Below are 12,503 nucleotides of genomic sequence, written 5' to 3' on the forward strand. Positions count from 1 at the left end.
GGATGGCCCGACTTCGAAGAGGTCCTACGGTCGACCTTCGACCCCTCCGACGCCACACTCGACGTACTCGGCGACGACAGCCGCCCGACCTTGGCCCGTGCCTCGGAGATGAGCGCCGCGTTGCGCCGCTACGACGCCGGATACCACGCCGAATTGCAGTGGTGGACCGGACATGCGATCGCCGACGCGGGTGTGCCGAGCGAAGCGCTGGTCGCCCAGGAGGAGCGTCAGCGGGTAGGCGTGAGCCGCAAGTTCCCCTCCACCACCGGCGGTCGGCGCGGCGAGGTCACCGAGGACCATTCGAAAATCCTGGTGCTCTCCACCGACCGCGATACACCCGCGGAGTTGCTGCGCTGTGGTGAGGTGCTGTCCACGGTGTTGCTGGAATGCACCCTCGCCGGATTCGCGACCTGCCCGTTGACCCATCTGACCGAAGTGTCGCGCAGTCGCGCCGTGGTCCGCGAGCTGACCGGACACTCCGGTCTGCCGCAAGTCTTGATCCGCGTCGGTATCGCGCCCGAAGCACAGCGGAACGGTCCGGCGACGCCGCGCCGCCCGCTCAGCGAGATCCTCGACATGCCCGAATCCGACCGGACGCGGTGATCCGGCCCGCACACAGATCATTCGACCCGTCCGCGCGGGAGCGATCCCGTGACTCCCGGCCAAACCACTCGAACAGGCAGTGAACTATGTCGACTTATCCGGCCTTCCGAGGCCGACACAGTCAGCAACAGTCCGCAGAGCTTCTACCGCTCGCGGTTCCGGCGATGGTGATCGCCTCGGTAATGCTGATCGGAGCACTCGCGCGGCTGAGCGTGGTGTCCGGTTGGGCGCGCGACTACGGTTCCGGGCTGGTGTATTTCGCCCTCATCGTCTACCTGGCCCTCGCGCTTCGAATGTTGTGGTGGGGCGTCACGCTCTGGGGTACTCGCCTGGTCTACGAGCGAAATGGCATGTCGTGAACAGGGCACTTGCCGCCCTCAGGTCAGCGCTCGGCGGAGCGAGCACAGGCCGGTCGCACACCAGGTGCTCGACTTGGGGAGCCGCGGGGGAAGAGATCGCGCGTGTAATGCCCGGTGACGATTTGCTGGTCGATGCAGACATAGTCACGACTCGGGCGATCACGATCTGTACGGATGCCGACGCGATCTGGCCTTGGCTGGTGCAGATCGGCCCTGGCAGAGGCGGCGCGTACTCCTACGACTGGATCGAGAACATCCTCGGACTCGATATGCACAGCGCGCAGCAGATTCTTCCACAGTTCCAAAACCTGGCCGTCGGTGACTCTTTCGCTCTCGGCGCGTCGGGGCCCCGCATGCGCGTTGCCGTTCTGGATACCGGACGTGCCCTGGTTTTCGCTGCAGAGGACGGCCGCTGGGTATGGGCGTTCGGTCTCTACCCGATGGGTGGCACGACCCGGCTGGTCAGCCGCAACCGCATCGCTCTGACCGGTGCATCGCGGCTCACTCGCTTGCTGTACGCGCGCGTGATGGAGCCGGGCAGTCTACTGATGGAGCGGAAAATGCTGCTGGGCATAAAGCGGCGAGCGGAGCGGCACGGACCCGAACACCGGTCATTCGAGGTGACCAAGGGCCTCCAGCAGCGGGCGCAAGTCCCGTATCCCCGGCAGGGCGCACCGAGAACACTCGAAGTATGAGCGCCAACGACGCCCCGGCCGTACCGGTTCCCGATCGTCCTACCATTCTGGCTGCGCTGCGGCTCGCCGCCCGTGCGCCTTCGGTGCACAACACCCAGCCGTGGCGCTGGGTGTTCGACGGCGCCCGCCTGCACCTGTACACCGACGCCGACCGGCTGCTGTCCTCCACCGACCCGCACGGCCGCCAGCTGGTGATCAGCTGCGGGGCGATGCCGCACCACGCGCGCACCGCCTTCGCCGACCAGGGCTGGCACACCGACACGGTGCGTGTGCCCGACCGGCAGCGACCCGACCATCTCGCGGTGATCGAATTCCGGCCCTGGATCGACCCCCCCGATGGCATCCATACCCGGGCACTCGCCATCGAGCGGCGACGCACCGACCGGCTGCCGATGAGCGAACCCGACGGCCTCGCCGACCTCCTCCCCCGCCTGCGGATGCTCACCTCCCCGCACGAGGTGGAACTCAGCGTCCTGGACGACAGCGTCCGTCCTCGGCTGGCCGCCGCATCCGAGCAGGCCGGGGCTCTGCGCCGCCACGACTTGCTGTATCAGACCGAATTGGAGTGGTGGACAGGCCATTCGGACAATCCCGAGGGCGTGCCGGCCTCCGCGCTGGTGTCCGATGCCGAGAACGCCAGGGTCGGCGTCGGACGCGCATTCCCCCCGGCCCGGCATTCGATGCGCCGCGCACGACTGGAGGATCGCGCACGGCTGGTGGTACTCGGCACTCAGGGGAACTCGGTGACGCAGTGGCTGCACACCGGTGAGGCATTGTCGGCCGTACTCCTCGAGTGCACCGCCGCAGGGCTGGCGACCTGCGCACTGACCCACATCACCGAACTGCCCACAACCCGCAAACTGCTCGCCGGCCTGGTCCCCCGCCCGGCCGACCCCCAAGTGCTGATCCGGATCGGAACCGCGCCCGACGACGCGGACACCATCCCACCAACGCCCCGACGACCGATCGCGGACATCTTCACCGTCACCAGCCCACGCTGAACGGAGTCGCCGGAGCATCGGCCGAAAATCGGGCGGATCTCGCGGCGGGAGATCCGGCCGGGTCCGGTGACGGTGGTGTAGCGGATCGCGCACGCCCGCCCAGCTCGGACCGACCGGTTACCAGCCGCTACGTGTCCGCGGCACCCTGTTCCGACCTCGGCCTCCCGAGCTCTGCCCTCCGGTGATGCCGTCGGCCGACGCGCACAACGGGTCATCCGAAGGGGCGAGGCAGCGCGAAATCAGTCGAGACCGAAATATTCGAGACTTCTTTCCCGCAACATGTGCACGGCCTGCGTTCGGCGAACGCTCGGTGTGAAGGAATTTCTTCGCCATCGACCGGGCACGAAGGCAGGGGCTTGAAGCCTTGCGTAATGGTATCGAGAGCCGTCGACCAGAAATGTGTGCAGGGGCGATGCAACTTTTCATTTTCGCGGCAGGGACCAATGACGGATGAGCGCGGGTATTTCGGCCGTAGCGGCCGGCGCCGCAATCGAACGACGCTGAGAACCGGACGCTTGAACTGGAAAAGAACGGGAGCCGAGTTATGGGCGACTACGTGGCGGGATTCGAGGAATTGCGGCTCGCGGACGCGGACCGGGCCGGTGGCAAAGGCGCGAACTTGGGCGAACTGGTGGCGGCGAAGCTTCCGGTCCCGCCGGGATTCGTGATCCTGCGTGCCTGCTATGAGCAGGTGGTCTCCCACGGCCCCAACGGCCCGCAGTTGGATCGGCTACACGACCAGGCGCTTTATGCGGCCGACGACACCACCCTGGTGAGCCAACTGTGCGATCGGATGCGCGACCTGATCCATGAAACAATGCTCGACAACGGTGTCCGCGCCGCCGTCCTCAACGCTTATCACGCACTCGGCGACCAGGTGCTGGTGGCCGTGCGCTCCTCGGCGATCGGAGAGGACAGCGCCACTTCGTCCTTCGCCGGCATGAATATCTCTCGCACCAACGTGCGCGGTGACGAACAACTGCTCGCGACTGTCATCGACTGCTGGGCGTCGCTGTTCACACCTCGGGTGGTGACATACCGCGCTCGGCGCGGCATGCACGGCCGACCGGTCATGGCCGTCGTGGTCCAGCGCATGGTCACCTCGCGCACCGCGGGTGTCGCGTTCACCGCCGACCCCGCGACCGGGCGCCGGGATCGAGTCGTGATCGACGCCGCACGCGGCCAAGGGGAGGTCGTCGTCTCCGGCAGCGCCGAGCCCGACACCTATCTGTTCGACGCGGTAGGGCCCACACTGCTGGAAACACACATGGGTAAGCAGAGTTACGCGATCCTGGCCGGTCCGGACGGTGACCGGAGAGTCGAACTTCCCACGGGCGCGACCGGAACTCCGGTGCTCGACGAGCAGCAGGCGACGGAGGTGGCCCGACTCGCCCTGGCTGTTCAGCAACACCACGGAGGCAGACCACAGGACGTCGAATGGACCTTCGATGACGAGACCCTGTGGCTGGTACAGGCCCGCCCGATCACTGTGCTGGCCGATCACCCCGGCAAGCAGCCGAGAGACGACACCGGGCCGCACGGAGTGTTGGTGCGCGGGTTGGCCGCCGCCCCTGGCCTCGCGACCGGGGCGGTGCGTATCCTCTCCTCTCCCACCGAGGGGCACACACTGCAAGACGGCGAGATTCTGGTGGCTCCCATGACCAACCCTGACTGGCTGCCCACCCTCACTCGCGCCGCGGCTGTCGTCACCGACAGCGGCGGCATGACCTGTCATGCCGCCATCGTCGCCCGGGAACTAGGCGTACCCTGCGTGGTCGGTGCGCGCACCGCGACCACCACGCTCACCGCCGGCGCCCTCGTCACCGTGGACGGATCAACAGGCGAAATTCGGGCAGGACAGCCGGAACCGCACCCGCTTCGGGTGTCGGCCGCTGTGGAGACCGTCAACGCCACCGAGCCGACCGCGACCCACGTCTATGTCAATCTGGCCATTCCCGAAGCCGCCGAGCACGTCGCGAGAACCGATGTCGACGGCGTCGGCCTGCTGCGCGCGGAAACCCTACTGACTCAGGCGCTGGACGGCAGGCACCCGCGCGATCTGATCGCACGCGGCGAGGAGAACCGCTTCATCGAGAAGATGACCGACTCCCTGCTGCGCATCACCACCGCTTTCGCGCCACGTCCGGTGATCTACCGTGCGACCGACCTGCGCAGCAACGAGTTCCGCGCCCTCACCGGCGGCGCCGAATACGAACCCGTGGAACACAATCCGATGATCGGCTACCGCGGCTGCTACCGTTATATCCGCGAGCCCGAAATCTTCACCCTCGAGTTGACCGCCCTGGCTCGCGTACGCGAACGAACCCCGAATCTGCATTTGATGATCCCGTTCGTGCGTACTCGCTGGGAACTCGAGGCCTGCCTGCAGGTCGTCGATGACAGCCCGCTGGGCCGTCACCGCGGCCTGCATCGGTGGGTGATGGCCGAGGTACCGTCGGTCGTCCACTGGTTGCCCGAATACGTCGGCCTCGGCATCGATGGCGTTTCGATCGGCAGCAACGATCTCACCCAGCTGATGCTCGGTGTCGACCGCGACTCCGAACAATGCGCGGAACTCTTCGACGAATCCGACCCCGCCGTACTGGACGCGATCACCCGGATCATCAGCACCGCCCGCCGCCTGGGCATCACTTCCTCGCTGTGCGGTCAGGCGCCATCCAACCGTCCGGAGTTCGCCGAACACCTCGTCCGGTCGGGCATCACTTCCATCTCCGTCACACCCGACGCGGCTCCCGCGGCCCGGCGCGCAGTCGCCGCCGCCGAACGACGGCTGATCCTCGAACAAGCGCTCGCCGACCGCAACCGAGAGGCCCATCCCGGCTCCCACCGTTGATTCCAGGCCCGTGGAGGGCTCTCGGCATGGTCGTTCGGCCCGGCCCCAGTCCGCGAGTTCCTGGTGGGAAGCTGCGATGATCTGTGCCCGAAGCCAGGTCTTCGCAGGGTTCACCCTGTGACGCCGGACGGACCGCCGACATCGCTCGGGGTTGGTTGTTTTTCGATGAGCCGAATCCCGGATACGATATCGGGCTCGATCGTGATGACGCTGTCCATCACCCCTTCGACCCACGGCTGAAGCAACCGCTCATATCGCGCGATTCGCACCGAATCGGTAACCGTATGCGCCAATCCTGTCACCGAAACCGACCAGCCGACGCGCCGGATCACGTCGATGTCGTCGGCGGCGTAGGTGACAACCACGGGAGAATTGCCGCGTACGGCACCGGTCAGTCGGGAGGTGAGACGCGTGCGCACTACGATCAATCCGCCGTCGACCAGGTGATTCACCGGACGTATCGCAGGCAAGGCGTTACGAGTGTAGACGACTCGACCGAGGGGGACGGACGCCAGCAGGCGTAGCGCCTCGGCGCGGTCGAGATCCACGACATCACGCAGCGCGTCGCCCGCGGTTCCCGGATCAATCATGAGAGCCCTTTCACCACACCACGAGATTCGGCCCCCGCAGGCATCACAACCGCCAGGTCTCCGTCGTACCTGCGATACACCAGTCGCCCACGGCCACCGCGGGGATCGGTGTAGAACAGAAACGGAAGGCCGTATCGGCAGAGCCGGGCGGCGGCCTCTCGGTCGGTCAGTCGCGGTGCTGGTCGCGGCTGCACGGTGCAGGTCGGTAGCGCCTCGCATCGTTGGGGTATCACTTGATGTTGCCGGGCCAGCCGCACCCCGAACGGTCCCGCCCAGAAGACGACGGCGTCCTCACCAGTGTGGTCGTCGACGAACAGGTGAGCGTCGTAATCCATCGCGTCCATGATCCTGGCGGCCTCCGACGGATCGGTGACAATCAGATCGCATACCTTGCGTCGCACGATCGGCCGCTCCGGCGATACCAGCGCCAGCGGCGGACGAGCGGGGTCGGGCCAGTACCGGCATTCTCCTGCCCCGGCCAGCCGGGCCAACTGCCGATCAAGTCGCTCAGCTGCGCAGGTTGCGACGAATCGGCGTGGGCCGCTGATCTGAACCCGGGTCAGCGCATCGAGAACCGGGACGTTGACCTGCACGAGAGCCGGCTCGCCCGTACCTCGCACGGACAGGCGAACCCGCGCCGTTGCGGTGATGTGGTGACGTCGCAGCGCCCGGGTCAATACACGCGCCAGCCGACCCCTTTCGCAATCCATCACTTGCCCACGTGTCTCGATCGCGATCATCGAATCGATCGGGGGCGACAGCCGCTCGATCACTGGCACGGACTGGCCTCACTTTCTGGGACATTCGGATCAACTTTCATGCCATCAAGGGCAACCGATCGACACATAGGGCCGAAAGTCCATGACGCGCGGGCACATATTCTCCAACCAACTGCGCAACTGCCGATCTTCGTGCACCGACATCGCGCTGGCCGGCAGCACAGCGTGCTGCCGGGAGCCGGTCCGTCGTGACGCCAACCGGTCGTCCTGCCGGTCACCACTTACAATCGCGGGATCGGGACGTGGACGCACGCGGCAGCATCGGTTGAGGGACCCCGGTCACCGCTCAGAGGTCCGAACTTCGAGACGACCGGGGACTCCGTAATCTGTGGTTACCACACGAAGGGATTCTCGATGGTCAAAGTGTTCCTGGTCGACGACCACGAGATCGTCCGCCGCGGCGTCGCGGATCTCGTCGGCCTCGAGCCGGACCTGGATATCGTCGGCGAAGCGGGCAGCTGTTCCCAGGCACTGGCCCGGATTCCCGTGCTCCGCCCCGACGTCGCCGTATTGGATGTGCGGTTGCCCGACGGCAATGGCATCGAATTGTGCCGCGAATTGCTCGCGACCGAACCGGACCTGGCCTGCCTGATCCTCACTTCTTTTACCGACGAGCAGGCCAAGTTCGATGCCATCCGGGCGGGGGCAAGCGGGTACATCGTCAAGGACATCAAGAGCCTGGAACTAATCGAGGCCATACGCGTCGTCGGCGCCGGTCGATCCTTGCTGGACAACCGTGCGGCCGCCGCGCTCAGGGCCGAGTTCCGCGCCGAAGCGGAGAACAGCCCACTCGCCGGGCTCACCGACCAGGAACGCACCCTTCTCGCGTTGCTCGGCGAAGGATTGACCAACCGCCAGATCGCCGGGCGCATGTACCTGGCGGAGAAGACCGTCAAGAACTACGTCTCGCGACTGCTGACCAAGCTCGGCGTCGAACGCCGCACTCAAGCCGCGGTACTCGCCGCCAAGCTGAAACAGCTGGCACCGTAGAACACCGCGTCCGCGCCTGTACCGAGTCCACCGCGCAGACGCGGCCCCGATGAACGGCGAGCCGGAGACGGGGCGCTCAGATGCCGGAAGTCTCGTCAGCCTGCGGGTTCGATCCGAAACACCGGGTAGCCGTCCGCGATCCGGGCGAACTCACTCAGCGGGGCGGTCCGGTCGATCGGGAAGTGCGGGCGGGCGCCAGGAGCGAGGTCGAGGTAGCGGCGCAGGATCGGCGCCCGCTCCCCCACTTCGACCTCGGTGAGCTGTACCGGCTCGCGGCCGCGCCGGTGCAGGAACGCAAGGCCGTGCGCCGCGCGAACGTTACGCACCCAACCGGCGTCCGAGCCCAGCATCGACACCAGGTAGCGCTGTCCTTCGTAGCCGGCGACCACGATCGGCAGCTTCACCGGGCGCCCGGTGCGCCGACCGGCCACCTCGAGGGTCATCGCGTAACCTGGCGAGAGCACGCCCGATGAGTACATCCATTCCGAGGCCCGGTTCAGCACCCGGGCCAACGTTCCCGCCCGATCGCCCCGATACATCCGGCGTTTCGCGGCGTACAGCACATCCCGCACGGCGCCCATACAGCCCACCACCCTTCTTGCGTTCTTCCGTCGTACCCGGATTGCGAGTCGCATCCGTTTCCGATCTCACCCATAGTTACCCCGCTGTCGCCCAGCGGTTCCGTCGTTTCGGGCGACGCCGATCACGCAGGAGCCTGCGGTTTCTGCTGCGTGGAGGTTCGGATCGCGGACCGGCCGTGGGCAAGACGGCGCAGGCGCTCGTGCTCGACCCAGAACACGGTGACGCTGGAGACGAAACATGTGGCGGTGGCGGCGGCACCGGCAACAACCCAGCCTGTTATTCCTTCTCCGGCTGTGGTGAGGGTGGCTGCCAGACCGACCATTCCGACGAGAAAGAGCACGATGCCGGGAATGTTGTAGGGGTCGGCAAGGCTGTCTCCCGGCTTCGCGTGGTACGGCTCGCGGGATGTCGTGTCGCTCATGATGTTCCTTCGTTGTTGGTTGAATGCGGCCACGGCGGATGGGTGCCGCGGCCCGCAATCACCATGCCCGCCGGGCGCCTCCGCGAGCAGAGTCCTTGGTCCCCCCGCCGCCGGACCAAGGTCGGACGCGGCCCAGCAGTTGCCCGCGACCAGCTCTGCCCGCATCGAGCCGGGTATGCCGCGGCCGGCGACGCACAGGCGATGATCTGCACGGGCTTTAGTGTTCTCCGCGGGCGCGTTCGCGCTCCAGAGCGCGGGCACGCTGTTGTTCGAAGCGCGGGATTCGCACCTGTTGCAGGTCCTCGAGGAATGCGGCGAGTCGCTCCCGTGCTTGCTCGCCGCGTGCTCCGAAGTCGTTGCGATCCATGATGGTCCATTGCCTGATCACCGGGAGCAGCACTTCTTCCAGGTGCTGGCGTAGGTCGTAGACGCCGTGCTTGGCCATCAGCACGCCGTTGCGGCGGAAATCGGGCATGCCCGCGCCTGGCATCCGGAAATTCTCCACGATGGTATCGATGGCTTCCATCGCTTGGTCGGGTACCAGGTCCAGGGCGGCAGCGCACATCGTGCGGTAGAAGATCATGTGCAGGTTCTCGTCGGCGGCTATGCGTTGCAGCATCCGGTCGGCGATCGGGTCGTCGCATACCCGGCCGGTGTTGCGGTGGGTGACCCGCGTGGCGAGTTCCTGGAAGCTGACGTAGGCGACCGAGTGCAGAAATCCCGCCCCACTCGCGACGTCGGTTTCGCCTGCACCGGAGGAGAAACCGTTGGTCATGTGAACCATCCGGGCCTGCTCGAGGGCGACCGGGTCCACACTGCGGGTGACCACGAGATAATCGCGGATCACCGTGCTGTGCCGCATCTCCTCGGCCGTCCAGCGGCCGACCCAAGTACCCCATGCACCGTCGCGGGAGAAGTTCTCGGAGATCTCGCGATGGTAGGAAGGCAGATTGTCCTCGGTGAGCAGATTGGTGATCATCGCGGCTTTCGCCACCGCGGTGAGGGAGGACTGCTCGGCGGACCAGTCCGCACCACCGAGCATGGCGAAGTTCCGCCCCTCGTCCCAGGGCACGTAGTCGTGCGGGTGCCAGTCCTTGGTCATCGATAGGTGCCGGTGCACGCAGTCCTCGGCGATCGGTTCCAGCTCGGCCAGAATTTCTCGCTGCGTCAGGTCACGCGCCAATGCTGTTGCCTGCCTCTCTTTTGGCGATGTTTCGAATCGATCGGCATACACACCACCACCGTCCCCTCGCGGCGCACAGGGCCGAAGGCCCCGGGAAGGTGGGACCGAATACCCGCACATCAGACGACCGTCCGCTACGCCGAGACAGCTGCGCGGCGTGGCCGCAGTCTGCTCAGCCCTCGGTTCCGCGGCGGCGCATCGTCGTCTTGGAGGACCAGATCACCGAACGGGGCAGGCACCCTCAGCGGGGCACCTTCGAAGACGTTGCGCTACAGAATATTCGGCGCAAACCGACAACGCCGGTGGCAGTACCCAGTCGCGTTCGCTGTCCCGTCCCCGCCGCGGCCGCCGGTCAGGCGGTCGCTGTCGGCTCGCCGCCTCCGCGGCGATGCGACCTCAGTCACGGTGACGTCCGACCACCTGACGCAGCCACGCATGCGCACGAACACCGAACAGACGAATAGGCGTGGCGACCTCAACTGTCCATCGACCCTCCGGTCGAGGACCAAGGCCAGCAGTCGGTGAAGGTGTCGATCCCTACCGTACAAAATGACGGATCCGCAGACCGAAGGGCAGCGACATGGCTGATCAGCACGAGATGAATCCGCACGAACTCGCGTCCGCCGCGGTAGTGGTCGGCACCGACGGCAGCGAGCACGGCTCAGCGGCTGTCCGCTGGGCGGCCCGGACGGCAGCGGAGCGCGGGCGCCGCCTGCTGATCGTGCACGGCATGAACCTTCCCGCGGCTCGCGCCACGCTCGGCGTGTACGACGTGATGGTGCCTCCGGTCAGCGAGACGATGCGCGCACGCGGATCGAAAATCCTCGCCGAAGCGAGCGCGCTGGCGCACGGCGTCGCCCCCGAGCTTTCCGTGGCTACGAAGCTCGGCGAAGAGAACGCCGCGGCGCTGCTCACCGCATTGTCGGCGCACGCGCATCTGGTGGTCCTCGGCGCCACACCGGGCATGGGCACGATCGCTCATCTCGGATCCACCTTGCTCGCGGTGACCGCCCATGCGGACGGCGCCGTCGTGGTGGTGCGAGGCGACCGGCAGCTGACCGGCGACAGCGCTCCCGTTGTGGTGGGCGCCGACGGCAGCGAAGTCGGGGAAGCGGCGATAGCCGCCGCTTTCGCCGAAGCGGCGGCACGCGGTGTCGACCTGGTCACCATCCACGCTTGGAGCGACCTCACCGCCGGTGAGTTCGCGGGAACCCAATACCTCGACATCCCACTGGAGAACCTGGAGATCGGTGAGCGAGCGCTCCTGGCCGAGCGACTCGCAGGCTGGCAGGAGAAATACCCGGAGGTCACCGTGATCCGCAAGGTTTATCTGTCCGGCCCCCGGGAGCATCTGGGCGATTGGTCGCAGCATGCGCAGCTAGTCGTGGTCGGCAGCCGCGGCCGGGGCGGATTCCGGGGACTCCTGCTCGGCTCCACCAGCAATTGGCTCGTGCAGCACGCCGAGTGCCCCGTGATGGTCGTACACCCGAAGTGAGCGTGTTCTCTGTCGGAGGTACCAGCAGGGTGAACGAGTCATCTGCGCGGTTTTTCAGCAGACCGGTGAGCTGTTCCTGGAGCGCGCCGGGCGTGCAACTCCTGATACGGGCAGCCGTCAGATGACTTTCTGCCCTGTCGAGACTTCCGCCGCCGTCGAATGATGATCGAAGTAGCGAGCACGCCGCCCGAGTGGAAGGAGTCGCCTCATGACAACAACGGTGCAGGCCATCATGCGGCCCGAGGTACGACACATCAGTGTTCGGGAGACCATGGAAGCAGCCGCCCAGCGGATGCGCCAACTCGATATCGGCGCGCTGCCGATCTGCGACGGCGAAGGTCATCCCGTCGGTATCGTCACCGATCGCGACATCGTCGTGAAGGTCGTCGGCATCGGCGCGAATCCGAAGACCACCACCGCCGGAGAACTGGCACAGGGCGCCGAACGGCTGCACACCGTCGAGATCGATACCGAGGTGGACGACGCGCTGACGCTCATGCGGCAGCACCGCATCCGGCGGCTCCCGGTCACCGACAACGGAGTCCTGGTCGGCATCATCACCGAAGCCGATCTGGCCCGCCATTTGACCGAGAACACCGTCGGCGAATTCGTGGAAGCGGTCTGCGCCGCCAATCTGCCCATCACCGAGGATGCGTCGGAATCTGTCACCTAGGCTCCGGTCGCGATGGGACGGAAGATGCCGTGCGGTATAGAACAGCGCGCGGAAGGCACGAACGGCAGCATCGGCCGTCCGAGATGACAAAGGCGCCGCGGCGCGGACGCACGGCTAGGTCTCCGTAGCCTCACGCGCCGAGAACCAATTCGCGAATGCGCACCGCCCGGGCTGGGTCAGAGCGCGCGCTCCGCGGTGCTCAGGGAGTCGATGGCGGCCTGCAACTTGGCGGCGGCTCGGCTGGCTACGGGCTGCAGGGCTGGTTCATCCGTCACCTG

At 66.5% G+C, this 12,503-nt stretch carries 12 protein-coding genes and 1 pseudogene; 8 read left to right on the plus strand and 5 right to left on the minus strand.

Annotated elements, in window-relative coordinates:
• From ON27_RS30860 to ppsA, 5 genes and pseudogenes are all read left to right on the plus strand, one after another.
• A pseudogene (locus ON27_RS30860) lies at positions 1–603 on the plus strand (nitroreductase family protein); the annotation flags it as partial.
• A gap of 182 nt (positions 604–785) precedes the next feature.
• The gene (locus ON27_RS30865) at positions 786–962 is read left to right on the plus strand and encodes a hypothetical protein (RefSeq protein WP_157227457.1); all 177 of its coding nucleotides are present in this window, start codon (positions 786–788) and stop codon (positions 960–962) included.
• Positions 963–1,069: 107 nt separating this feature from the next.
• Positions 1,070–1,657 (plus strand): SRPBCC family protein, encoded by a 588-nt coding sequence (locus ON27_RS30870; RefSeq protein ID WP_174377905.1) that lies wholly within the window; start codon positions 1,070–1,072, stop codon positions 1,655–1,657.
• Positions 1,654–2,658, plus strand: coding sequence for an Acg family FMN-binding oxidoreductase (locus ON27_RS30875; RefSeq protein WP_051047147.1), 1,005 nt, complete (start codon positions 1,654–1,656; stop codon positions 2,656–2,658). The genes ON27_RS30870 and ON27_RS30875 overlap by 4 nt, the downstream gene beginning before the upstream one ends.
• 544 nt (positions 2,659–3,202) lie before the next feature.
• The gene (gene ppsA, locus ON27_RS30880; RefSeq protein ID WP_043735650.1) at positions 3,203–5,512 is read left to right on the plus strand and encodes a phosphoenolpyruvate synthase; all 2,310 of its coding nucleotides are present in this window, start codon (positions 3,203–3,205) and stop codon (positions 5,510–5,512) included.
• Between the two features lie 110 nt (positions 5,513–5,622).
• Here the strand turns inward: ppsA and ON27_RS30885 are convergent, their stop codons facing one another.
• Positions 5,623–6,099, minus strand: coding sequence for a pyridoxamine 5'-phosphate oxidase family protein (locus ON27_RS30885; RefSeq protein ID WP_051047149.1), 477 nt, complete (start codon positions 6,097–6,099; stop codon positions 5,623–5,625).
• Positions 6,099–6,695 carry a sigma 54 modulation/S30EA ribosomal C-terminal domain-containing protein gene (locus ON27_RS30890; RefSeq protein WP_245560371.1) on the minus strand — a complete coding sequence of 199 codons (597 nt, stop codon included), beginning with the start codon at positions 6,693–6,695 and terminating at the stop codon, positions 6,099–6,101. The genes ON27_RS30885 and ON27_RS30890 overlap by 1 nt, the downstream gene beginning before the upstream one ends.
• Positions 6,696–7,235: 540 nt before the next feature.
• Here ON27_RS30890 and ON27_RS30895 point away from each other — a divergent pair.
• A complete protein-coding gene (locus ON27_RS30895) occupies positions 7,236–7,871 on the plus strand; it encodes a response regulator (protein ID WP_043735652.1) in 636 nt (211 codons plus the stop codon).
• Positions 7,872–7,966: 95 nt separating this feature from the next.
• On the opposite strand, the gene ON27_RS30900 is transcribed toward ON27_RS30895, so the two are convergent.
• The 3 genes from ON27_RS30900 to ON27_RS30910 all read right to left on the minus strand — a co-directional run bounded on the left by ON27_RS30900 (position 7,967) and on the right by ON27_RS30910 (position 10,057).
• Complete coding sequence (locus tag ON27_RS30900; protein WP_218003075.1) at positions 7,967–8,452, minus strand: nitroreductase/quinone reductase family protein; 486 nt, start codon at positions 8,450–8,452, stop codon at positions 7,967–7,969.
• Between the two features lie 122 nt (positions 8,453–8,574).
• Entirely contained in the window at positions 8,575–8,874 is a 300-nt protein-coding gene (locus tag ON27_RS30905) for a hypothetical protein (protein ID WP_043735653.1), read from the minus strand.
• Positions 8,875–9,091: 217 nt separating this feature from the next.
• Positions 9,092–10,057, minus strand: coding sequence for an acyl-ACP desaturase (locus ON27_RS30910; RefSeq protein ID WP_043735655.1), 966 nt, complete (start codon positions 10,055–10,057; stop codon positions 9,092–9,094).
• A gap of 580 nt (positions 10,058–10,637) precedes the next feature.
• Here ON27_RS30910 and ON27_RS30915 point away from each other — a divergent pair.
• Together ON27_RS30915 and ON27_RS30920 are read left to right on the plus strand one after the other, a co-directional pair.
• Positions 10,638–11,552 carry a universal stress protein gene (locus ON27_RS30915; protein WP_043735657.1) on the plus strand — a complete coding sequence of 305 codons (915 nt, stop codon included), beginning with the start codon at positions 10,638–10,640 and terminating at the stop codon, positions 11,550–11,552.
• A 208-nt stretch (positions 11,553–11,760) separates the two neighbouring features.
• Positions 11,761–12,225 carry a CBS domain-containing protein gene (locus tag ON27_RS30920; RefSeq protein WP_051047148.1) on the plus strand — a complete coding sequence of 155 codons (465 nt, stop codon included), beginning with the start codon at positions 11,761–11,763 and terminating at the stop codon, positions 12,223–12,225.
• Positions 12,226–12,503 lie beyond the last annotated feature (278 nt).

It is taken from the genome of Nocardia asiatica NBRC 100129 (assembly GCF_000308415.1).
GTDB lineage: Bacteria > Actinomycetota > Actinomycetes > Mycobacteriales > Mycobacteriaceae > Nocardia > Nocardia asiatica.

Coding starts and splice junctions, on each gene's coding strand:
- ON27_RS30865 (WP_157227457.1), top strand. CDS start 786: ATGCTGATCGGAGCACTCGCGCGGCTGAGCGTGGTGTCCGGTTGGGCG.
- ON27_RS30870 (WP_174377905.1), top strand. CDS start 1,070: ATGCCCGGTGACGATTTGCTGGTCGATGCAGACATAGTCACGACTCGG.
- ON27_RS30875 (WP_051047147.1), top strand. CDS start 1,654: ATGAGCGCCAACGACGCCCCGGCCGTACCGGTTCCCGATCGTCCTACC.
- ppsA (WP_043735650.1), top strand. CDS start 3,203: ATGGGCGACTACGTGGCGGGATTCGAGGAATTGCGGCTCGCGGACGCG.
- ON27_RS30895 (WP_043735652.1), top strand. CDS start 7,236: ATGGTCAAAGTGTTCCTGGTCGACGACCACGAGATCGTCCGCCGCGGC.
- ON27_RS30900 (WP_218003075.1), bottom strand. CDS start 8,452: ATGGGCGCCGTGCGGGATGTGCTGTACGCCGCGAAACGCCGGATGTAT.
- ON27_RS30905 (WP_043735653.1), bottom strand. CDS start 8,874: ATGAGCGACACGACATCCCGCGAGCCGTACCACGCGAAGCCGGGAGAC.
- ON27_RS30915 (WP_043735657.1), top strand. CDS start 10,638: ATGGCTGATCAGCACGAGATGAATCCGCACGAACTCGCGTCCGCCGCG.
- ON27_RS30920 (WP_051047148.1), top strand. CDS start 11,761: ATGACAACAACGGTGCAGGCCATCATGCGGCCCGAGGTACGACACATC.